This is a genomic window from Novosphingobium sp. MBES04, from assembly GCF_000813185.1.
Taxonomy (GTDB): Bacteria; Pseudomonadota; Alphaproteobacteria; order Sphingomonadales; family Sphingomonadaceae; genus Novosphingobium; species Novosphingobium decolorationis.
Genome location: NZ_DF850488.1, coordinates 1,678,820 through 1,700,581 on the forward strand (window position 1 = coordinate 1,678,820; position 21,762 = coordinate 1,700,581).

Annotated in this window: 15 protein-coding genes and 1 pseudogene; 6 read left to right on the plus strand and 10 right to left on the minus strand. The window is 60.7% G+C overall.

What is annotated here, in order from left to right; genetic code table 11:
- Positions 1-501 (plus strand): annotated as a pseudogene (locus MBENS4_RS25720) (IS701 family transposase); the annotation flags it as partial.
- A 130-nt stretch (positions 502-631) separates the two neighbouring features.
- On the opposite strand, the gene MBENS4_RS07255 reads toward MBENS4_RS25720, so the two are convergent.
- The 3 genes from MBENS4_RS07255 to MBENS4_RS07265 all read right to left on the minus strand — a co-directional run bounded on the left by MBENS4_RS07255 (position 632) and on the right by MBENS4_RS07265 (position 5,335).
- A complete protein-coding gene (locus MBENS4_RS07255; RefSeq protein ID WP_039389730.1) occupies positions 632-3,010 on the minus strand; it encodes a TonB-dependent receptor in 2,379 nt (792 codons plus the stop codon).
- Positions 3,011-3,092: 82 nt separating this feature from the next.
- Positions 3,093-4,394, minus strand: a complete 1,302-nt coding sequence (locus MBENS4_RS07260; RefSeq protein ID WP_039389732.1) for a cytochrome P450 — start codon at positions 4,392-4,394, stop codon at positions 3,093-3,095.
- A 203-nt stretch (positions 4,395-4,597) separates the two neighbouring features.
- Positions 4,598-5,335 (minus strand): MerR family transcriptional regulator, encoded by a 738-nt coding sequence (locus MBENS4_RS07265; RefSeq protein ID WP_199904348.1) that lies wholly within the window; start codon positions 5,333-5,335, stop codon positions 4,598-4,600.
- Positions 5,336-5,544: 209 nt separating this feature from the next.
- Between MBENS4_RS07265 and MBENS4_RS07270 the strand changes: the two genes are divergently transcribed.
- The 3 genes from MBENS4_RS07270 (at position 5,545) to MBENS4_RS07280 (ending at position 8,839) form a co-directional block, all read left to right on the plus strand.
- Entirely contained in the window at positions 5,545-6,279 is a 735-nt protein-coding gene (locus tag MBENS4_RS07270) for a FadR/GntR family transcriptional regulator (RefSeq protein ID WP_242404823.1), read from the plus strand.
- A 102-nt stretch (positions 6,280-6,381) separates the two neighbouring features.
- Entirely contained in the window at positions 6,382-7,563 is a 1,182-nt protein-coding gene (locus MBENS4_RS07275; RefSeq protein WP_242404824.1) for a CaiB/BaiF CoA transferase family protein, read from the plus strand.
- Between the two features lie 58 nt (positions 7,564-7,621).
- Complete coding sequence (locus tag MBENS4_RS07280; RefSeq protein WP_039389736.1) at positions 7,622-8,839, plus strand: LysR family transcriptional regulator; 1,218 nt, start codon at positions 7,622-7,624, stop codon at positions 8,837-8,839.
- Between the two features lie 18 nt (positions 8,840-8,857).
- Here the strand turns inward: MBENS4_RS07280 and MBENS4_RS07285 are convergent, their stop codons facing one another.
- From MBENS4_RS07285 to MBENS4_RS07305, 5 genes are all read right to left on the minus strand, one after another.
- Positions 8,858-10,339: an aldehyde dehydrogenase family protein gene (locus MBENS4_RS07285; RefSeq protein ID WP_052322084.1), complete on the minus strand. Its 1,482-nt coding sequence runs from the start codon at positions 10,337-10,339 to the stop codon at positions 8,858-8,860.
- Complete coding sequence (locus MBENS4_RS07290; RefSeq protein WP_052322085.1) at positions 10,336-12,000, minus strand: GMC family oxidoreductase; 1,665 nt, start codon at positions 11,998-12,000, stop codon at positions 10,336-10,338. Before MBENS4_RS07290 ends, MBENS4_RS07285 begins: the two co-directional genes overlap by 4 nt.
- Positions 12,000-13,349, minus strand: coding sequence for an MFS transporter (locus MBENS4_RS07295; RefSeq protein WP_242404825.1), 1,350 nt, complete (start codon positions 13,347-13,349; stop codon positions 12,000-12,002). Before MBENS4_RS07295 ends, MBENS4_RS07290 begins: the two co-directional genes overlap by 1 nt.
- Before the next feature lie 68 nt (positions 13,350-13,417).
- Positions 13,418-14,437 carry a PDR/VanB family oxidoreductase gene (locus MBENS4_RS07300; RefSeq protein WP_242404826.1) on the minus strand — a complete coding sequence of 340 codons (1,020 nt, stop codon included), beginning with the start codon at positions 14,435-14,437 and terminating at the stop codon, positions 13,418-13,420.
- A gap of 81 nt (positions 14,438-14,518) precedes the next feature.
- Complete coding sequence (locus tag MBENS4_RS07305; RefSeq protein ID WP_039389738.1) at positions 14,519-15,832, minus strand: Rieske 2Fe-2S domain-containing protein; 1,314 nt, start codon at positions 15,830-15,832, stop codon at positions 14,519-14,521.
- Positions 15,833-16,110: 278 nt separating this feature from the next.
- Between MBENS4_RS07305 and MBENS4_RS07310 the strand changes: the two genes are divergently transcribed.
- Both MBENS4_RS07310 and MBENS4_RS07315 read left to right on the plus strand, forming a co-directional pair.
- Positions 16,111-18,342: a TonB-dependent receptor gene (locus MBENS4_RS07310; protein WP_206778138.1), complete on the plus strand. Its 2,232-nt coding sequence runs from the start codon at positions 16,111-16,113 to the stop codon at positions 18,340-18,342.
- Between the two features lie 41 nt (positions 18,343-18,383).
- Positions 18,384-19,160: an SDR family NAD(P)-dependent oxidoreductase gene (locus MBENS4_RS07315; protein ID WP_052322086.1), complete on the plus strand. Its 777-nt coding sequence runs from the start codon at positions 18,384-18,386 to the stop codon at positions 19,158-19,160.
- 24 nt (positions 19,161-19,184) lie between these two features.
- Here MBENS4_RS07315 and MBENS4_RS07320 read toward each other — a convergent pair whose 3' ends face one another.
- Positions 19,185-20,834, minus strand: coding sequence for an electron transfer flavoprotein-ubiquinone oxidoreductase (locus MBENS4_RS07320; protein ID WP_039389740.1), 1,650 nt, complete (start codon positions 20,832-20,834; stop codon positions 19,185-19,187).
- The gene (locus tag MBENS4_RS07325) at positions 20,831-21,760 is read right to left on the minus strand and encodes an electron transfer flavoprotein subunit alpha/FixB family protein (RefSeq protein ID WP_039391959.1); all 930 of its coding nucleotides are present in this window, start codon (positions 21,758-21,760) and stop codon (positions 20,831-20,833) included. The genes MBENS4_RS07320 and MBENS4_RS07325 overlap by 4 nt, the downstream gene beginning before the upstream one ends.
- Positions 21,761-21,762: the final 2 nt, after the last annotated feature.

Below are 21,762 nucleotides of genomic sequence, written 5' to 3' on the forward strand. Positions count from 1 at the left end.
GCCTCGGGAACCGCCCTTTGGTATAGGCCGGGAACACCGGTGCTGCCGATCCGATGGGTTCTTGTGCGAGACCCTGAGGGCAAACGGACTCCACAAGCCTTCTTCAGCACGGACACCGCCATCGACCCCGCCGAAATCATCGCGCTGTTCGTTCGCCGCTGGCAGATCGAGGTTACCTTCGCGGAAACCCGTGCGCACCTCGGTGTCGAGACACAACGACAGTGGTCCGACAAAGCTATCGCCAGAACCACTCCAACCCTGCTCGGGCTCTATAGCCTCATCTCGATCTGGGCAGGTAATCTGTTGACCGAAGATGCCACGCCATACGCCGCCGCCTGGTATCGAAAAAACTTCCTGACATTCACTGATGCCATTGGCGCGGTCCGCCTCGCAATTTGGCTGGAAGACATTTCTCAACGCTCCCCGGAAAACCGGGAAACGCCATTTATTCCGCCAGACCGCGCAATCCGCATGGCGCAGGCCCTATGCTTCGCCGCATGAACGTACAAAGTCGAGCTCAGTGGAAATCAACAGCCGACCGTAAAAAAGTTCATGCGCTTCCCTTGCACCATCCACCCGGATGGAACCGCGGCAATCCAGCATGAATTGCCGCGGTCCCGGGGAGAGCTCGTCAGAAGCTTGCCGAGACGGTCACGCCATAGGTACGCGGACGTCCCGCATAGCGTACCGTCGTGTCGGTGATCCGCGTGGCATTGTTCCAGTAATATTCGTTCGTCAGATTGCGAACGAATGCGCCGATCTTGTATTTTTCGGCAAGCTTCAGGCCAGCACGCAAATCGATCAGCACGTAATCGTCGATCGTCAGCCCGCCCCGGCTTGTCAGATTATCGGACGGCGTTGCGCGAGCATCGCCCAGCACGGCCTTTGAATCGCTTTGAAAGCTGAGATTCGCGCCGATATAGGGCGAGATACTGTCGCTTGCCGCCCACTCGTACTGGCCATCCATGAGGACCTGGTACTTGGGCGTATAGGGGAAGCTCGACCCGGCAAAATCGACCTGGTTTCCGTAAGAATCGTAGTTGACGAAGCTGCCCTTGATCTTGGTATCGAGATAGGTGGCGCCGATGCTGAAGCGCAGGCCATCGGTTGGCGCCAGATCAAGTTGTAGTTCGGCACCCTTCACCTCGGACTTGGGCACGTTGACCAGTGCCTCGAGCGGGCCGAAGATATCCGGGTCGGCGACCACGCGGCCCTTGAACTGCTTGTCGGCATAATCATAGTAGAACACCGCCGCGTTGATCTGGGCCGTACGATCCAGAACCGTCAGCTTCGTTCCGATTTCATAGGCCGTTACAGATTCCTGCGTGACCGGGTTGAACTGGTTGGCATCGCTGCCCGACAGCAGCGGAAAGCTACCCGACTTGAAGCCGCGGCTGACGCTGGCATAGATGAGCGCGTCGGGCGAAGGCTTGAGGTCGATGCCCGCGCGCCAAGAAACATTGTCTTCATCTAGCTCGCCGGTCACTTCGCCTGCGGTGAGCGTCGAGGAATCGATCGTCACGCAGGCGTCGTCGGCGATCGTGATCGGATCGAGCCCCGCGCCCGAGCGGATGAAATTCAACAGGTTCTCGGTCCCCTGTCCCAGCGCGTCGCCGCGATCGGCGGTGCAGCCTGCGAAATCGATGTTGGTATCGGTATAGCGAATGCCGCCGTGCAATGTGACCAGATCGCCGATGTCGTAATCGACATTGGCAAAGATCGCCTTGTTCACGAATTTCTGACGGGCATACTGGCTATAGACGAAGAACGGGCCGCCCAGTCCTGAATCGACGAAATTATAGGCCGATGTCGACTGGTCATAGGGCCCGGCATCGTCTTGTTGATAGGTCTTTTCGCGGGCGTAATTTCCGCCGATGATCCATGTCAGATTGCCCATCTCGCCCTGCAGACGCAGTTCCTGCGAAAAGGCGCTGATGTCACCGGTGGTGTTGTAGAAATAGTCGCGAAGCGCCACGCCATCGGGATCGATGGCGGTGTCATGCGAATATTCCGACCAGCTGGTGATCGAGGTCAGCGTCACGGCGCTGGAAAGATCGAGATCGCCGCGCAGAGCCGCCTGATAGAACCAGTTGTCGCGCTTGGGCGCCTGCGTATCGGTCCAGTCGGCGTCGCGGTTGTTTTCAGGCGCGACAGGATAGGTAGCGAGATCGCCGAGCCGCGCCGGATTACCCAGCGGCACCACGCCGATCAGCTGCGCGGCCTGCCCGTCACTCTTATCGATGAAACCGTTGAGGTTCAGCTCGAAACGCAGCGCATCGCTCGGCTCAAAATCCACCAGCATGCGCGCGGACGTAAAGCGTTGATCGCCCAGTTCATCATCGCGTGTATAGCTGCGCTGCCATGCCCCGCCCTGGACGGTCTGCGCCGCGATGCGCGCCTTGATCGTATCGCTCAGCGGGCCGCTGACATGGCCGCCCACCGTGACTTCGCCAAAGTTCTGGACCGTGGCAGTAAGGCCGCCTTCAAGATAATCCGTCGGCTTGGCCGCGATATAGTTGATCGCGCCGCCGGTGGCATTCGAACCAAACAGAGTGCCCTGCGGGCCCTTCAAAACCTCGACCCGTTCAAGATCGAGCATGGCACCGCGCGTCATGATCGAAAAGGGGATCGGGACCTGGTCCTGATAGACGCTGACCGTGGGTTTTGCCGCAAGGCTGGTATCGTAAAACCCAACACCGCGCAGGGTGTAGACCGGAGTCGCATAGGCGCTTTCGGTATAAGTGAAGCCTGGCACGACCTTCACCAGATCGGCAACATCGGTGATGCCCTGATCCGCCAGCTGGTCGCCCGATGCGGCGGTGATCGAGAGTGGTACGTCGTTCAACGATTCCGACCGTTTCTGGGCCGTGACGATGATTTCTTGCAGCCCCTGCGATGACTCGGCGGCCTGCGCACTGGCTTCTTCCGGCTGCTGCGCTTCCTGCGCGGCCGCATTGCCCGCAATCGCCAGCGTCGATGCCGAAACTACAAGCATAATTGCTGTCTTCATTGTCCCTCTCCCGTTCATGCAGGGCTGGTCGCCTTCAGGACCATGTCCCCGTTTCAAACCTTTGCTTTTGGTATTGTCTGCCTCAGGCCTTGCGGAAGCGGACCGGCAGGCTCTTGTAACCGCCAACGAAATTGGTCTCGACCAGCTTGGGCGGGCCGGCCAGCTCGATCGCTGCGATGTGCGGCATCAATTCTTCGAACAGGATGCGCATTTCCAGTTTGGCCAGATGCTGCCCAAGGCACATGTGCGGGCCAAATCCAAAAGCGATGTGCCTGTTTGGGCTGCGCGTGATGTCAAAGCGGTCCGGATCGTCGAACACCGCCTCGTCGCGGTTGCCCGATGGGTAACACATCATCAGGCGATCCATGGATCGGATCAGTTGTCCGCCGATCTCCACATCCTGCGTCGCGTTGCGCATGAAATGCTTTACGGGACTGGTCCAGCGGATCGCCTCGTCGACAAGGCCGGGGATCAGTGCGGGATCGGCCTTCACCTTCTCGAAATTCTCGGGGAACTCGATCATGCCGTGCATGCCCCCCGTGACGGATGAAGAGGTGGTGTCATGCCCCGCAGTCGCGATGGCGACGAAATAGCCATTGGCTTCGTCACGCCCGATGGGGGCGCCATTGATCCGCGAATTGGCGATCAGAGTCAGAAGGTCGTCCTGCGGCTCGGCCCGGCGCTTTTCGGCCAGTGCGTCGAAATACTGGAAAAAATCCTCGAGCGCGGCGGCCCACATCTTGGCGGCGGCGACGGGGTCGTCCTTCATTTCGTCACGCTGTTCTTCAGGGTCGTGACCGCCAAAAAACTCCTGCGTCAGCTTCAGCATCTTCGGCTCGTCCTCAGGCGGCACGCCGAACAGAGTCATGATCACGCGCAGCGGGTAATGCAGCGCGAAATCCCGCACGAAATCGCACTCTCCGTCGAAGCTGAGAAAGTGATCGACCGACCGCTTGGCCAGAACGCGAATTTGCTCCTCGAGTTTTCCGATTTTGCCCGGCAGGAACCAGTTGGCCGTCAACATACGATATTGCTGGTGAACCGGCGGGTCCATATAGGTAAGCGATGCCAGACCGCTGACAGATCCGCCGGTCATTTCACGTGTGAAATCGTCCGACGCTCGGTCATTCAGGATCGGGTTGAAATCGGCGTTGTGAAAGAGCTTGGGGTTTTTCTCGACCTCGCGGATGTCCGCATGGCGGGTGACGACCCAAATCGGATCGAACCCCTCCAACTCGGCAACGCCCAACGGCATGTTTTCGCGCAGCCATTTGAATGCGTCATAGATCACGGCATCATCGGCATAGGACTTCGCCGCAATGACGGTCTCTGCGATGTGCTGAGGGATAATGGGACGCGAAGTCGCCTGTGTTGCCGAAGTCATCTCTATCTCCCGAACCGCGGCCATTTCGCCGCCTCTTGCGTATTCAATATACGTAATCTGCAGAGATGATTTGGGTCAAGCGCCAAAATGGTCGAACCATTGGCGGAAACTCGCATGACTCGATGCGATCGGGCTAATCCGGCGGAAATCGGAGGATGTTGATTCGCATAATCGAATGTCCGCAGACAAATCGAATGGCGCGATTATTGTTCGCGATGCGCGCGATGATCCAGCGTTCGGCTATCTGACGTTTCGCGCGCGTGCCTGATCGCATCGACATGCCGGAAAAAGGCGCGGCGGCGCATCAGGCCAAAAAAGTTGAGCATGAGCGGCAAGGCCACCTCGACCAGGCGGGCTGCCTCCTCCACGTCCCTGCGGCCCTCGACATGTTCGAGAAAGGTCTTGGCCTCCCACGCGCCGACGAAATCCGAAGCCTCGATATAGAAGCCCAATATGTCCGGCGAATAATCGAGCGTGTCATTGAAACCGGCGTTGCGCATATCGCCCCAGATGCTGACCAGTTCCGCCGAGGTCAGGCTCAAGGCTTCACCCTGATCGGTCTCGATAATCTCGATAATCCCGATTTCGCTCAGTGTCTTCGCGTCCTGTCGGGCCTTGGGATAACGCTTGACCAGAGAATCGAGGGCCACAGGGGCCTGATCGGATGCTTCGCTGTGAGCCACCAGGGTTTCCAGGTCGTCGAAGGCGCTCTCATCAACCCGCTTGCTGGTTCCGCTGCCGGCAACAAGCTCCTTGATCTGGGACAGCGTGAACCGGTTCTCCCGCTGAAGCCGCCGCACCGCGCGGATCGCTTCAACATGCTGATCGCCGTATTCGGCAACGGTCCTGCCGCTGCGTTCCGGTTGAGGAACAAGACCCTCGCGCAGGAAAACGCGGATCGTTTCCCTGTTCACGCCGGTTGCTTCTTCCAGTTCCTTCATTTTCATTGGCCAAGGCTACAGCACGCGATGCGGGACTGCGCAAGATGCCCGTGCACCGGCAGGCAGCCACCTTTGCGCCAGATCAAGGTCGATCGATCCGATCCGGACCGGATAGCCTGTTGGCAAGAGGTCGGACCATTGGGCCAGCACTTGTCAGCACGCGAAACGGGCAATACCGATAGCTGGAAAACAAGAGCGACTGGCAAAACATGATCATGGCAAAACCGGCAGGAAGCGAAAGCAAGAGGGGCTTCAAACCCATCAAGACGCAGCGCGCATTCGAAGCGGTATGCGATCAGGTGCGCCAGATGGTCGCCGATGGCACGTTAAAGGCAGGTGACAAGCTTCCGGCCGAACGCGAACTGGCCGTCCGCTTCCAGATCAGCCGCAACGCGGTGCGCGAGGCGCTGCGAAGCCTTGAGATGTCGGGTATCATCCGCAACGAAAAGGGCGTGAAGGGCGGCGCCTTCATCCAGCCAGCGGAAAATGAACATGTCGCGCAGGCGATGCAGGACTTCGTCCATCTCGGCAAAGTCTCGCTCGACGAATTGACCGAAGCGCGTCTCAGCATTCAAGCCACTGTCGTTCGCCTTGCGTGCGAACGCGGGACCGACGCCCAATTCGATCGCTTGGCCGCCATCGTGGAGCAGACCCGTATCGAAACAGATGTCGAAGCCCGCTATCGCTGCGCGGTCGAATTCTATCAGGCACTGGCCGAAGCGACGGGAAACCGCATCTATGCGCTGTTCGTCGGGGCCTTGTCCTCAATCCTACAGGGCTTTGTGGCAGGGCCGAATTACCAGACATTGCAGGAAACATTGATCGATTCCCGCCACCGTCTTGTCACAGCCTTGCGAGAGCGGAATTGCGATGCAGCCGTGGCAGAAATGACGGCTCACCTCGACCGTATCCACCGGCACATGCAGGAAAAGGCGGCGCGTTAATTGTTCGCTTTGCCACCGTGATAGCCGGCAGAGCCCCTTGCTTTTCTGCGCTCGATTTTTATAGGTAGAACCATTATACCTTTAAAGATCTTGGAGAGCGGTGTGGACGAACAAATGGCAGGTGCCTTGGACGGGATCAGGGTGCTGGATTTCACGGCGGTGATGGCGGGTCCGTTCGCCACGCGCATGCTGGCCGATCTTGGCGCCGAGGTCATCAAGGTCGAGACGATGAAGGGCGGCGATCAGGTCCGCGCCCGCCCGCCGCTACGCGATGGCAAGAGCCGCTATTTCGCACAGCTCAACGCCGGCAAGCGCAGTCTTGCCTGCGACCTGAAGAACCCTGCCATGCAGGAGACCATCCGCAAGCTGGCCAGCCAGTGTGACATCGTGGTCGAGAATTTCCGTCCCGGCGTGATGGCGCGTTTTGGCCTTGATTATGAAGCGCTGGCCAAAACCAATCCGCGCCTGATCTACTGCTCGATCTCGGGCTATGGCCAGCAAGGGCCCAAGGCCCATTCCCCCGCCTATGCGCCGGTCATCCATGCCAGCAGCGGATTCGACATGACCAATCTTGAATATCAGGACAATGCGGAGAAGCCGGCAACCAGCGGCATCTTCATCGCTGACGTTCTTGGTGGCACCCACGCTTTTGGCGCGATCCAGACCGCGCTTTTCCAACGCGAACGGACCGGCGCGGGCCAGTTCATCGATGTGTCCATGCTGGAAGCGATGGTCGGCATGCTGGTTTATGAAACGCAGACCGCGCAGCAGCCTCTCGATCACCGCCGCCCACTTTACAAACCTTTGCGCACCGCCGACGGCTTCATCATGGTCGCCCCCACCAGCCCCGCCAATTTCCTGAGCCTGGTAAAAGCAATGGAGCGTGAGGATCTGGCCGACGATCCGCGCTTTGCCACCAATGCCGATCGCAATCGCAACTGGGATGCACTGCTGGCCGAAGCCGAGAGCTGGACCGTGAAGCACAGTTCGGAACAGGCCGAAGCACAGCTATCGGCAAAAGGCGTGCCCTGCGCTGTCTATCGCAACGTCACCGAGGTGATGGAGGACGAGCAACTGGCAGCACGCCAGGCCTTTACCACGCTGGACGACGGTGCCGGCCGGTTCAAAGTGACCAACCCTCCTTTCAAAATGTCCGCTTCGGTCGCCCATGCCCGCGATCACATGCCCGCGCTCGGCGAGGATGGCGGCGCCATCCTTCACGACATATTGGATTTACGGGACGACGAGATCGAGACCTATCGCTCTCAAGGTATAATGCTATAAGTTTTATCAAGAGGCACATCGGAATAATTAGGTGCCGGAACAAGAGCGGGTTGAGGAAATGACCGAAGTCTTCGAGATCAACATCCGGCACCTGCGCGGCTTGTTGGCCATCCACGAACACGGCAGCATCACCGCGGCAGGATCGCTGGTAAACCTTTCCCAACCCGCCCTGACCCAGGGCATCGCCAAGCTGGAACGCCAATTCGGCTATACACTGTTCGAACGGCGTTCGGGCGGCATGGTCCCCACCGCGATGGGCCGCATCGTGATCGAGCGGATAGAGGCCGCGCTGAAACATCTGGCCGATAGCGGCCAAGGCCTGACCAATGTGTTCAACAATCCCGAACGGCTCATGACGATGACACAGCTGCGCGCCTTTCTGGCGCTTGCGGATGCCGGCAGCTTTGCCGAAGCAGCGCGCAGCATTGCCATATCGCAAACGGCTGTCCATCGCGCGGTGGGCGATCTGGAGCTGGTCATCGGCACCGATCTGGTCGAACGACGCGGACGGGCAGTGTGGCTGAATGCCGCAGGCAAAAAGCTTGCGCGCGGGTCGCGGCTTGCCGTTGCCGAAATTCAGGCGGCGCTGGTCGATCTCGCGCTCGACAGCGACAGCCGCAGCGAAATGATCTCTTTCGGCGCGCTGCCGCTCGCTCGCCCCTATATCGTGCCGCGCGCCATGGCCGATATCGCCAAGGAAGTGCCAAAGGCGTCGTTCAAGGTACTGGAAGGCAGCTGGAGCGAGCTTGTGGAGCCGCTGCGCGATGGTGCCATCGACATGATCGTGGGTGCACTTCGCCCGCACGAGATCGCCGATCTATATCAGCGTCCGCTTCTGGAGGATCTTCTGGTCGTCGCTGCCGGCAGCCAGCACCCGCTGGCATCGGTGGAACGGCCGACCATGAACCAGCTGCGGTCCTATCCATGGATCGTGGCGCCCGCCGACGCACCGCTCAGGGCACATTGGGAACGGTTCTTTGCCGAAGGGCCAAGGCCCGAAACACAGATCGAATGTGGATCGGTGATGATCATTGGCCGCCTGCTGACCTACTCGAACCTGCTGACGCTATTATCGCCCGATCAGGTCGCGCTGCAGATCCGCAGTGGGCTTTTGACGCAGATTGGCGAGCCGCTGGAAGGCAGCCGCCGCATGGTGGGGATCACCACGCGGCGCAGCTGGAGACCCACGGCGACCCAGCGCCTGTTCTTCGAAAAGCTGGAAGAGGCCGCGCGCGAACGCACCTCCAACCCCGATCTCACGGGCACGTGGATCTGATCCACGCGCCCTGTCGGATCAGTCGAGGTTGATCCAGACCGCCTTCGTTTCGAGATATTCCTCGATGTGATGCGGGCCGGACTCGCGGCCGAAGCCACTCAACTTATATCCTCCGAAAGGAACGCCAGGGTCGAGCATCTGGTAGCAGTTGACCCAGACCGAACCGGCCTTGATGCCGCGCGCCATCCTATGCGCGGTGGCAAGATTGCTGGTCCACACGCCGCTGCCAAGGCCGAAGCTTGTCGCATTGGCACGGGTCAGCACCTCATCGATCGTGTCGAAGGAAAAAGCCGATAGGACCGGCCCGAAGATCTCTTCGCGCGCAATCGTCATGCAGTCGGTCACATTGCCGAAGATCGTCGGTTCGATGAAATAGCCCGCGTCATATCCTTCGCCCGCCTTGCGCGCACCGCCCAACAGCGGGCTCGCACCCTCACCCTCGGCCCCGTCGATGAAAGAGAGGATGCGTTCCATCTGCGCCTGAGACACGACCGGACCGATCTGTGTTTTGGGGTCGAGCGGATCGCCGACGCGAATGGTGCGGCTGTGTTCGACAAGACGCTCCATGAATTCATCGTGGATCGAGGACTGGACGAACAGGCGCGTACCCGCGCTGCAGATCTGCCCGGCATTGGCGAATACCGCATTGGCCGCGGCCGGAACCGCCTTGTCGAGATCGGCATCGGCAAAGACGATATTGGGCGATTTGCCACCCAATTCGACGGTGACTCGCTTCATCGTCGGGGCCGCAGCCTCGATAATTTTCTGGCCCACCCCGGTCGAACCGGTGAACGCGATCTTGTCGACATCGGGATGGGCGGAAAGCGCCGCGCCCGCATCGCCAAGGCCGGTGACGACATTTATCACGCCATCGGGTACGCCCGCCTCAAGGCACAGCTCGGCAAAGCGCAGCGCCGACAGCGGCGTCTGCTCGGCAGGTTTCATCACCAGCGTGCAACCTGTGGCCAGGACAGGGCCGGACTTCCATACCGACATGCCGATGGGACCGTTCCACGGGTTGATCGCGGCGACCACGCCGATCGGCTCTTTCAGCGTATGGCTCAGCACATCGCCGGGTACCGAATTGGACAGCGTCTCGCCCGAAATCAGCGTGGCCTGCCCGGCATAATAGCGCAGCAATGCGCCCGCCCTGGCCTTGCCCAGCCGCGTGCGCGATAGCGGCGCGCCAAGGTCCAGCGTGTCGAGCATGGCAAGCTCGTCCCAGTTCTCTTCGACCAGATCGGCAAGCCGCAGCATGATCGCCTGCCGCTCGGCGGGCTTCATCCGGCTCCACGGGCCGCTCAATGCCTCTCGCGCGGCCTTCACCGCGCGGTCGACATCTTCGGCGCCGCCCTGCGCGACATTGGCCAGCAGTTCGCCCGTGGCAGGATTGCGCGTTTCGAAACGCTGGCCGGAAACGGCGGGCACGCGCTTGCCGCCGATCAGCATGTCCTGATCGCGCTTCGCGATAACCGAGGTGATGGGCGTGTTTGCGTTCATGACTGAAGCTCCGTTTCTGCAACCCGGACCGTTTCGGCCGCTTGCGAATTATGCGATTTGCGCTGTTCCAGAATGAAATCGGCGGCGCGCTGGGCGATCATCATCGTGGGCGCGCTGGTATTGCCGCTGATGATCGAGGGCATGACCGAGGCATCGATCACGCGCAGCCCGTCGATCCCGTGCACCCTCAGCCGGTCATCGACGACGGCTAGCGGATCGCTGGCAGGCCCCATCTTGCAGGTACCGGTGGGGTGATAGGCAGTGTTGACGATCTTGCGCAGCGCCTTGTCGAGCGCTTCGTCGCTGACATGCTCGGCCCCGGGCTCGATCTCCTTGCCACGCATTGCGGCCAGCGCAGGTTGCGAAAAAATGCGCCGTGCCTCGCGGAAACCGGCAATTAGCGTTGCCATGTCGCGCGGATCGTCGAAGAAATTGGGTTCGATGATCGGCTTGTCTTCGGCCCTGTTGCTGGCCAGCCGCACGCGCCCCTCGCTATTGGGGCGAAGTAGCTGGATCAGCGCCATGAAGCCATGGTCGCTGGGCACCACGCGGGCATTGCCCTTAAGCCCGACCAGGAAGGTCATCTGGATATCGGGCCTGCCGCTGCCATCGGTGCAGACGAAGCCACCGCACTCCGCCACGTTTGAAGCGAACATGCCTTCGCGTTTCAAAGCATATTTGAACGGCGCGAAAGCGTTACGGAGCAATGCCGAACGCGAATTGGCATAGGATTCCCCTGTGGGATTTTCGACCGAGATGTGGACCGTAGGATGGTCCTGCAGATGTGCGCCGACCCCTGGAAGATGGTGAACCGGGTCGACACCCACCAAGGAAAGCGCATCCCTGTCGCCGATGCCGGAAAGCATCAGCAATTGCGGCGAATTGGTCGCACCCGCGCTGACCAGCACTTCATTCTTGGCCGTCATGATCTCGCGCTTGCCTGCACGCTCGACCTCGACCCCGGTGGCGCGGCCATCTTCTATGATGATGCGCCGCACCAGCGTTTCATCGAACACGCTGAGGTTTGATCGCCCAAGTGCCGGATGCAGGAAAGCGCGGGCTGCCGAAAGCCGCGTGCCGCGCCGCTGATTGAGGTCATAGCGCCCAAAGCCATCCTTGCGCTCGGCCGCGAAATCCTCGTTGTGGTGATGCCCGGCTTCGACCGCGGCGTCGATGATCGCGGTGGTGATCGGGTTGAACGATGCCGGTTTCTCGACATCCAGTTCCGCACCCTTGCCGTGCCAAGGCTTGTCAGGGCCGTGGTAGTTTTCAAGCCGCTTGAATACGGGAAGCACGTCGTCCCAGCCCCAGCCGGGATTGCCCGCCTGCACCCAGCCGGCGTAATCTTCTTCCTGCCCGCGAATATAGACGCCGCCATTGATCGCGCTGCACCCGCCGAAAAGCTTGCCGCGCGGAAAGCCGATGACGCGCCCGTCGATGGCATCGCCGCCCGTCAACTGCTGCTGCCAGTTGTAACGGGCATGCGGGATCAGGAAGATATTGCCGACAGGCATGATCGTCTTGATATTGACCGGCCATTTGCGATCGGACGGTCCAGCCTCGATCAGGGCCACCGATATGGCAGGATCGGCAGACAGGCGGTTGGCCAGAACGCTGCCACCAGGACCCGAACCGATGACGATATAATCGAAACTGTCCATCACGCAGGTCTCTCCTGAATGCGGTCAAGCCGCGGAATATGGCTTCGCACGATCAGAAACCCGATCGCATTGACCAGCATCAGCACGGCCAGCGCGCCGAAGAACATCTGTGCGCCGCCGCCGATAAGCCATGCGCCGGCCACCGCGCTGACAATGGCGCCTGCGCGCCCGGACACGCCCATGGTGCCAAGCCCGCGCGCCCTGACGCCGGTGGGAAACGCATGTGCGCCCACGGCGAACATGGCCGATTGCGCTGCACTGGCGAACAGGCCCATGGCGACCAGCAGACCCAGCATCACATTTTCGTTACCACCTTCTCCCATCGGCATGGTGGCAAGCGCGGCGCACACCAGCGTGCCGACAAGCGCCATGGTGACAAGCGTAATGCGCGAACCCAGCTTGATGATGGCGAAAGATGCCAGCATCGCGCCGATCACCCCGCCCATGTTGAAACTGGTCAGGCCAAGGCTGGCCAGTTTCAGGTCATAGCCGCTGGTCGTCAGCATGGTGGGGGCCCAGTTGAACATCAGGTAGATCATGAACATGCCCGAAAACATCGCCAGCGCGAGTGCGAGCGTATCGCGCAGATGCGCCGCGCCGAACAGCGCGGAAAACGGCATTTTCTCAACCTCTCCGCCCGCGCCCTGCGCCTTTAGCGAAGCGGGATCGGGATGGCCGATGCGCGTCATCACCTTTTCGAATTCGGCCCGGCGCTTGCCGCTATCCAGCAGATATTGCGGAGTTTCGGGAAGGACCACCAGAAGATAGAGAACGAAGGCAATGGTGATCGCGCCGCCCAGATAGAACAGCCAGCGCCAGCCCAGCGAAGGCAGGATCGCCGCCGCCGCCAGACCGCCCAGCACGCCGCCGATCGATACGCAGACAACACCGAAAGTCACCGCCTGGCTGCGCCAGCGTGCAGGCGTGAATTCCGCGATCATGGCAGACGCCGTCCCGGGCACGCCGCCCAGCCCTGCGCCAGCAAGAAACTTGAGCACGGCAACCTGCCATAGCGCGGTGGAAAATCCAGTCAGCAAGGTGGCGATGCCGAACAGAGCCACACCGATCAGCAGGGCACCGCGCCTGCCGACCAGATCGCCGATCACGCCCGATACCAGCGTGCCGATCGCCATGCCCACAAAGCCCAGCGCGAAGACCATGCCCAGCGTATCACGGCTGATGTCCCATTCGGCGATCAGCGATGGGGCGGCAAGGCCCAGCATCTGGTTGTCGAGCCCGTCGAGCACGACGGTCGCCGCGATCATCAGCACCGACCATATCTGGTAATAGGACAGCGGCAGGGCATCGAGAAAACCGCCCTGCTGATTGCTGCTCAGCGAAACTGCCAAAATCCTCTCTCCTGGGTTGGAACCGGCCGGCCGCGGTGCGGCTCTATCAAACCGGAATCGATGCTCTGTTAAATGTCGAGCACCAGTTTCGATGAGCACGAGCCGGAACAGCAGACCATCACCGAAGTGTTCGCCGCCTTCTCCGCGTCGGTCAGGAAGTGGTCGCGGTGATCGGGTACGCCGTCCAGCACCTTGACCTGGCAGGTACCGCACACGCCTTCCGAACAGGCAAAGCCGATATCGACACCCGCGGTCAGCAGCGCATCGAGCATGGTCTCGCCTTCGGCCACGGTAATCGTCTTGCCGCTGCGCGTCAGTTCCAGCGCATAGCCGCCATCGGTCGCAATTTCGGTCTCAGCCGAGAAATACTCGATATGGACATTCTCGGATGGACGCCCCTTGTTAAGCGCGACGAAGGCATCCAGCATCCCGCCCGGACCGCAGCAATACAGATGGGCATCGCCGGGCGCGCTTTCGCTCAGTCCTGCAAGGTCGAGCTTTGCCCCGCCCTCGATCCCGTCGAACACGATCTTCGCATTGGGAAAAGCAGCAATCCGCTCGACATAGGCGGCACGCTCGGGCGTGGCGGCGACGTAATGCAGCTCCCAGCTCTTTCCCAGATCCTCAAGCCGCGCAATCATCGGCAGCATCGGGGTAACGCCGATGCCGCCCGCGATCAGCACGGTATGCGCGGCGTCTTCGTTCATCGGGAAATTGTTCTTCGGCGCCGAAATCTCGACGATTTCGCCCACGCGCCACACCTCGTGAATGTGGCGCGATCCACCGCGGCTGTCGATCGCATGGTGCACCGCGATCTCGTAATAGCGGCGTTCTTTCGGATCGTTGACCAGCGAGTAGCTGCGGGTCAGACCCGGCTTGAGCTGGACATCGACATGGGCGCCCGGTTCGAATGCGGGCATGTCCTGCCCGTCGAGCGCGGTCAGGAAGTAGGAGTTGATCCCGTCCGCTTCCCATTCGATCTTCTTGATTCTGGCTTTCATGGTACTTCCTTGCCCATACGCAGGCGTGTCGTCGATCTCGGGGGTCTCGACCTCGCCCGCGTATTGCATCTCCTCTACATCTCGCATCGTTCTCTCCTGAAACGACGAACCTTGAACACCGGCCCTGAAAAATTACTGGCCGGAAACTGGAGCCGAAGCCGTGGGGCCTTATTCGGCTGCCTCGACCTCCTTGCCCCAGCGCGTTGCCTTGGACAGCGCGGTTTCATAGGCACCGGCAAGGCTGTCATCGGGGTTATGCAGGAAGGAACCGGCTCTCGCATTGTAGAACACTTCCGGTTCCTGCGCGCCGGGTGCGGGCGCCTTGCCTTCGGCCACGGCGCGCGCGGCCATCAAAACCCGGTGACGGACACGCGCGATCATCTGGTCGGTTGGGGCCAGGTTCTCGAAACTGTGGTCGGTGATCGGCCCCATGCTCTCGGTCACGGCCTGATCCTGCATGGTGATGTTCGGAATGCCGGTGAACTGGGTGCCGTTGCGCTGGGAATCGCGGTCGATCGCCCAATCGTTCGTTTCGCTGTCGGTCGAGCGCCAGCGGCCGTACCAGTCGGTGGTGTTGGGCGCATAGCTGATCACGTCGAACAGCGGCGTGCCGTCCTTCAGCGTCGAGGTATAGGCAGGGTTGCCCGCATCGCTGCCGCAGGTGATGTCGAACAGCATCGAGTGTTCATCGTCGATCGGAACCCAAGCGCGGGCGATGGCGCGGGTGGCAAAGCGATTATTGGGTGTCTGCGTCCAGAACGGGAACATGTAATGCGCCACGCGCCATGACATCTGCCCGTCGTCGTTCGGACGATAGCCGCCATACATCACGCCCCAGTCGGACTGCGCGACTTCATAATCCGGCGCGCGGTTGAGGACGGTCGGACGCATCGGGTGATCCTCGTCCAGATCCTCGGCCTTCAAGGAACCGACGTGGAGGAAGCCGACATGGCTGGTGTCGATGTCGCCTTCCAGCGCCTGGAGCCAGTTGCAGTCGCGCTGCAGGCACCAGATCTCGGCATCGGGATGCATCGCAGCCTCGATCTGCGGGTGCGGCGGAGGATTGTCCTGATCGGCACCCATGTACACCCAGATCAGTCCATTCGCCTCATAGGTCTTGTAGGCCTTGGCGTGGACGCGTTCCTTGAAGTCCATGCGGGCGGGAACCGACGGCATGTCAACGCACTTGCCATTAACGTCGAATTTCCAGCCGTGATAGACGCAGCGAATGCCGCTTTCCTCGTTACGGCCGATGAAGAGCGAGGCGCAGCGGTGCGGGCAGCGGTGATCCATGATGCCGACGCGGCCTTCGCTGTCACGGAAGGCGATCAGCTTTTCGCACATGATCATCAAGCGAACCGGATCGCCATCGGCTACCAATTCCGATGAAAGGCACGCCGGAACCCAATACTGGCGCATGAAAGTGCCCATGACGGTGCCCGGGCCCACGCGGGTCAGGTCTTCGCTGTCCTTGGTCTGCATTTGATCCTCGCAGTTTCTGGTTTTGTCATTGTCCCGGGCCGACCCCCTGTCGGCCCCGCCTGCACCCGGATGTCCGGACGCCATTTCGATTTCCGAGCTAAATCGTCTGCCGCTGCAGCCCCAATCGGAATATGGTTGTGCCATTCATAAATCGGGACGATGCTATTGCTATTATTTCTCTTCATTGCTCTTTCTGCGCTCCAGAACACAACCGTTCGATCGGTCACAGGGAGAGAGGGCCAGAAATGAAAGAGTATAGTCAGACACTTACGTCTTGTATGGCTATCGCGGCTTGCTTCACGACACCTGCATTCGCGCAGGATGCATCGGCCCCTGCATCATCGGATTCGGTCCGTGAAGATAATTCTGAACAGGCGAACGAGGCACCGGCCCGCCGGGACGACACGCAGGAAATCATCGTGACCGCTCAACGCCGCGAATCGACTGTGCGCGACGTTCCCTTCTCGATCGCTGCGTTCGGCGGCGCGGACCTTGCCGAACAGCAGGTCTTCAGCCCGACCGCGCTTACCACCGAGCTTCCCGGCATCACCGTCAACACGTCTGACAAGTCGCTTTCGATCCTTTCGATCCGCGGCAATGTGTCGACCTTTCGCACCGCGACACTCGACACGCCCGTCGCCTATTTCCAGGATGACATCTATTACGTGTTCAACAACGACCTGAACGCGAACTTCTATGACGTTAACCGTGTGGAGGTGCTGCGCGGGCCGCAGGGCACGCTGTTCGGCCGCAACGTCGTGGGTGGCGCCATCGCGGTCGTGACGAACAACCCCGAATTCGGCGACGAGTATTCGTTGCTGGTCACCGGCGGCAATGGCGGCTATTTCCGCACCGAAGGCGTCCTCAACGGCACCGTCGTGGAAGACAAGCTGGCCGCCCGCTTTGCATTCTCGACCGAGCGCTCCGACGGTTTGATCAAGACCCCCAACCAGCCCGGCAATTACGGCGAGACCGATGGCTATGCCATGCGCGGCAAACTGCTGTTCACCCCGACAGACACGCTCGAGATCGTTCTGGCTGGGGATTATTCCTATACCAAGGGCAATGCCGGTTCGATCCAGCTGGGCATTGGCGGCGATCAGGTTGTGCTCGATACCTTCGGCGATTTCACCAATGACGAGTGGACGAACAACGACTACGCCCCCTCACCATACAGGCAGCGCCTGCGGGGCGGTTACCTGCGCGGTGATCTTGACCTGATGGGCGGTACGCTGACCGCGATCACCGGCTATCGGATGAACGACAGCCACGCGATCAACGACGACATTCCCGTCGGAACGATCGTGCCCGTTTTCGACCGTCGGCAGGATGTAAAGAATCGCAGCTTCACGCAGGAACTGCGTTATGCGTCCGCACCCAATCGCCTGTCCTATGTGGTGGGCGTCTATTACCTTAACGCCGATGTCTCGACGACGAACATCTTCTATTACAGCCCGCTGCCAGAAAGCGTGTTCGACGGCCGCATCCGCACCAACCCGGATGTCTCGAACATCACCCGCGTTCAGGACGGCAAGGTCAAGTCCTATGCAATCTTCGGAGAACTGACCTTCGAAGTAACCGACCGGATCTCGGTCATTGCCGGTGGCCGTTATACGAAAGACAAGAAGTCGATCGACTACCGCGCCTTTTCGACCACCGATCCTGATGGCATCCCCGGCCTTGGCTTTCCGGGCGACGTCGAAGCCTCGGGCGGTGAAAGCTGGGACGCGTTCACCCCGCGCTTCACCGTCAAGTACGAGCCGATGGATGGCGTAAACCTGTATGCAACCTATGCCAAGGGCTTCAAATCGGGCGGCTTTGTCGACAACGCCTATCTGAACCCGACCATCCCGCTCGATCCAGAAAAGGCCCGCAACTACGAAATCGGCGCCAAGACCCGGCTGTTCGGCAATATGCTCGACCTTAATGTCGCGCTGTTCGACCAGAAAACGAAGGACTTGCAGAACTTCTCGGGCGCAGGCGGCGTGGCGCACACGTTTAACGGCACGCTGAAGATGCAGGGCATGGAACTTGAATCGAAGCTGCGTCCGGTGCCGGGTCTCAGTTCACTTTCAATTACACCTACCTCGATGGCGAATATACCTCGCTGTACGACCCGCTGGTCGATGTCGACTATTCGGGCAATCCCGCGAAATATGCGCCTAAGCACTCGTTCCTGGCGCGCGCCAAATATGATGCCTATCTGCCCAATGGCGCGATCCTCACGCCGCAGGTGGAATTCAACTATTCCTCGCGCATCTCGACCGACGACGCGAACAACCTCTCGACCTGGCAGAACCTCTATAATGACACGCGCGGGCGCACGCTCAACGCGCGTCTCAACTACGAGAGTGCCGACGGTCACTGGAATCTGGGCCTGTGGGGCAAGAATCTTACCAACAATTACCAGATCATGCATGCCGACGACATTACGGCCTTCCTCGTCGTGCCGACGGGGCAGACCCGTTATTGGAAAATCTTCACTAACACCCCGCGCACCTATGGCCTGACGCTGGGCTACAAGTACTAAGTCAAGGAACTGGAGCGCGACATGACCCTTACCGAAATCCCCCGGCCCGGCTCCTTCTCTTTCGAAGGGCGGACTGCAATGGTTACCGGCGGCGCCAAGGGCGTTGGCGAGGCCATCTGCCGCGAAATACACGAGGGGGGAGGAAATGTTGCGATCTGCGATATCGACCTGGCGGCGGCTTCGGCCGTCGCCGGGTCCCTCGACCCTTCGGGCGAGAGCGTTATGGTGGTATCGCTCGACGTACGCAGCAAGGATGATTTCATTGCCGGACGCGATGCCGTCATCGCCAAATGGAGCAAGGTCGATATTCTGGTGAACAATGCCGGCTTTGCAAAGCGCACACCGGTTGACGACATCACGCCAGAGGAATTCGACGAGATCGTCGCCATCAACATGCGCAGCGTTTTTCTGGGCTGCCAGGTCTTCAAGGATCACATGGCGGAAAACGGCTATGGCCGGATCGTCAATATCACCTCATTGGCAGGGCAAAACGGCGGCACGGTTGCTTCGCCGCATTATGCCTCATCCAAGGCCGGCGCGATCATGCTGACGAAATATTTCGCACAATTGCTGGCCGACCAAGGGATCACGGTGAATGCGATTTCCCCCGGCCCCATCGCCACGGCGAAGGCTCGTTTGTCGGACGAACAGATCGCCATGGTGGAAGGCAAGGTCCCGATCGGTCGCTTCATGGAGGTCAGCGAGATTGCCGCAGCGACGGCCCTGCTGGCATCAGACCGCGGCGGTTTTTTCGTCGGGGCAACGCTGGACATGAACGGCGGACTTTACGTCCGCTGACTACGTCCAGCGAGTGCCGCCCGCTCACATATTGGGATAATTGGGCCCGCCGCCGCCCTCGGGGGTGACCCAGTTGATGTTCTGGGTTGGGTCCTTGATGTCGCAGGTCTTGCAGTGGACGCAGTTCTGCGCGTTGATCACGAATTTGGGCTCTGCGCCCTCTTCCACGCCGACATATTCATAGACACCCGCCGGGCAATAGCGGGCCGCAGGCCCTGCATAAACCGGCAGGTTGATCTTCAGCGGAACATCCGGGTCCTTGAGCTGAAGGTGGCAGGGCTGGTCTTCCTCATGATTGGTGTTCGACAGGAACACGCTGGAAAGACGGTCGAAGCTGATCACGCCATCGGGCTTGGGATACTGGATCGGCTTGAACAGATCGGCGCGCATCGTCTGATCGCAGTCGCGGTGGTGCTTCATGGTGATCGGCAGACCGATCTTCAGCGTGCGCATCCACATGTCCGCGCCCGCGATCACCGTGCCCAAGGCGCCGCCGAACTTGGCGACGGCGGGTTCGGCGTTCTTCACCTTCTGCAATTCGTCCGCGATCCAGCTCGAACGCAGGGTCGTCTCGTAATCGACGACCTCGTCATTGGCGCGGTCAGAGGCGATGGCGGCGGCCACGGCTTCGGCCGCCAGCATGCCCGATTTCATCGCGGTGTGGCTGCCCTTGATGCGCGGCACGTTGACGAAGCCCGCGCTGCACCCGATCAGCGCGCCGCCGGGGAAGGTAAGCTTCGGCACCGACTGCCAGCCGCCTTCGTTGATGACGCGCGCGCCATAGGACACGCGCTTGCCGCCTTCGAGGATCGAGCGGATTTCAGGATGCTGCTTCCAGCGCTGGAATTCCTCGAACGGGAACAGATACGGGTTGGCGTAATCCAGTGCGACCACGAAGCCCAAGGCCACCTGCCCGTTCGCCTGGTGATAGAGGAAGCCGCCGCCCCACGCATCGTTTTCGCTAAGCGGCCAGCCCTGTGTGTGGAGCACGCGGCCCGGCACGTGCTTGGCGGGATCGATGTCCCACAATTCCTTCATGCCAAGGCCATAGACCTGCGGTTCGCAATTCGCCTCAAGGTCGAACTTCGCCTTCAGCTGCTTGGTCAGCGAACCGCGCGCGCCTTCGGCGAACAGCGTGTATTTGCCGTGCAGTTCCATGCCGGGCTGGTAATCGGCCTTGTGGCTGCCATCGGCGGCCACGCCCATGTCGCCCGTCGCCACGCCCTTGACCGAACCGTCATCGTTATAAAGCACCTCGGCAGCGGGGAAGCCGGGGAAGATTTCCACGCCCAGCCCTTCGGCCTTTTCAGCGAGCCAGCGGCACAGGCTGCCCAGCGAGCCGGTGTAATTGCCATCGTTCGACATGAAGGGGGGCATCATGATGTGCGGCATGGCGAACTTGCCCTTGGCCGACAGCGTCCAGTGCCAGTTATCCGTCACCGGGGTCTCAGCCATCGGGCAATCGTCATCGCGCCAGTCGGGCAGCAGTTCGTCCAGCGCCTTCGGGTCCACCACCGCGCCCGACAAAATATGCGCGCCGATCTCGGACCCTTTTTCCAGCACGCAGACCTCAAGCTCGGCATTCATCTGCTTCAGCCGGATCGCCGCGCCCAATCCCGCAACGCCGCCACCGACGATGACGACATCATAAGGCATGGATTCGCGTGTGGTCATAGGCCTTCAGTCAACTCCGGCACGGCCTTGTACAGATCCGCGACGAGGCCGATGTCTGCGACCTGGAAGATGGGTGCGTCTTCGTCCTTGTTGATGGCGATGATAGTCTTGCTATCCTTCATCCCCGCAAGGTGCTGGATCGCGCCGCTGATGCCGATGGCGATATAGACTTCCGGAGCCACGATCTTCCCGGTCTGGCCGACCTGGTAGTCGTTGGGGACATAGCCCGCATCCACGGCGGCACGCGATGCGCCTACGCCCGCGCCCAGCTTGTCGGCCAGCGGCATGATGAGGCTTTCGAAGGTCTCGCTGTCCTTCAGCGCGCGGCCGCCCGACACGATGATCTTCGCGCTGGTCAGTTCCGGGCGTTCGCTCTTGGCGATCTCGGCGCTGACAAAGCTCGATTTGCCGGTATCGCCGGTCGATGCGACCGCTTCGATCTCGGCGCTGCCGCCCTCGGCCTCGGCCTTGTCGAAGGCGGTGCCGCGCACGGTGATGACCAGCTTCGCATCGGTCGATTCCACCGTCGCGATGGCGTTGCCCGCATAGATCGGACGCGTGAAGGTCTTCTCGCCCTCGACCGAGAGGATGTCGCTGATCTGCATGACATCCAGCAGCGCGGCGACGCGCGGCGCGATGTTCTTGCCGGTGGTCGTGGCCGGGAACAGCACGGCGTCATGGTGGTCCATCAGCCCCGCAATCAGCGGCGCGACATTCTCGGCCAGCTGGTGTTCGTAAGCCGCGTCATCCGCGACATGGACCTTGCCCACGCCCGCGATCTTGGCAGCCGCTTCGCCCACCGCCGCGCAGCCAGCGCCTGCGACCAGCAGGTGCACTTCGCCCAGCTTCGATGCGGCAGTGACGGTGGCGAGTGTCGCATCGCCCAGATTGGCGTTGTCGTGATCGACATAAACAAGCGTTTTCATGA

Coding starts and splice junctions, on each gene's coding strand:
- MBENS4_RS07255 (WP_039389730.1), bottom strand. CDS start 3,010: ATGAAGACAGCAATTATGCTTGTAGTTTCGGCATCGACGCTGGCGATT.
- MBENS4_RS07260 (WP_039389732.1), bottom strand. CDS start 4,394: ATGACTTCGGCAACACAGGCGACTTCGCGTCCCATTATCCCTCAGCAC.
- MBENS4_RS07265 (WP_199904348.1), bottom strand. CDS start 5,335: ATGAAGGAACTGGAAGAAGCAACCGGCGTGAACAGGGAAACGATCCGC.
- MBENS4_RS07270 (WP_242404823.1), top strand. CDS start 5,545: ATGATCATGGCAAAACCGGCAGGAAGCGAAAGCAAGAGGGGCTTCAAA.
- MBENS4_RS07280 (WP_039389736.1), top strand. CDS start 7,622: ATGACCGAAGTCTTCGAGATCAACATCCGGCACCTGCGCGGCTTGTTG.
- MBENS4_RS07285 (WP_052322084.1), bottom strand. CDS start 10,339: ATGAACGCAAACACGCCCATCACCTCGGTTATCGCGAAGCGCGATCAG.
- MBENS4_RS07290 (WP_052322085.1), bottom strand. CDS start 12,000: ATGGACAGTTTCGATTATATCGTCATCGGTTCGGGTCCTGGTGGCAGC.
- MBENS4_RS07300 (WP_242404826.1), bottom strand. CDS start 14,437: ATGCGAGATGTAGAGGAGATGCAATACGCGGGCGAGGTCGAGACCCCC.
- MBENS4_RS07305 (WP_039389738.1), bottom strand. CDS start 15,832: ATGCAGACCAAGGACAGCGAAGACCTGACCCGCGTGGGCCCGGGCACC.
- MBENS4_RS07310 (WP_206778138.1), top strand. CDS start 16,111: ATGGCTATCGCGGCTTGCTTCACGACACCTGCATTCGCGCAGGATGCA.
- MBENS4_RS07315 (WP_052322086.1), top strand. CDS start 18,384: ATGACCCTTACCGAAATCCCCCGGCCCGGCTCCTTCTCTTTCGAAGGG.
- MBENS4_RS07320 (WP_039389740.1), bottom strand. CDS start 20,834: ATGACCACACGCGAATCCATGCCTTATGATGTCGTCATCGTCGGTGGC.
- MBENS4_RS07325 (WP_039391959.1), bottom strand. CDS start 21,760: ATGAAAACGCTTGTTTATGTCGATCACGACAACGCCAATCTGGGCGAT.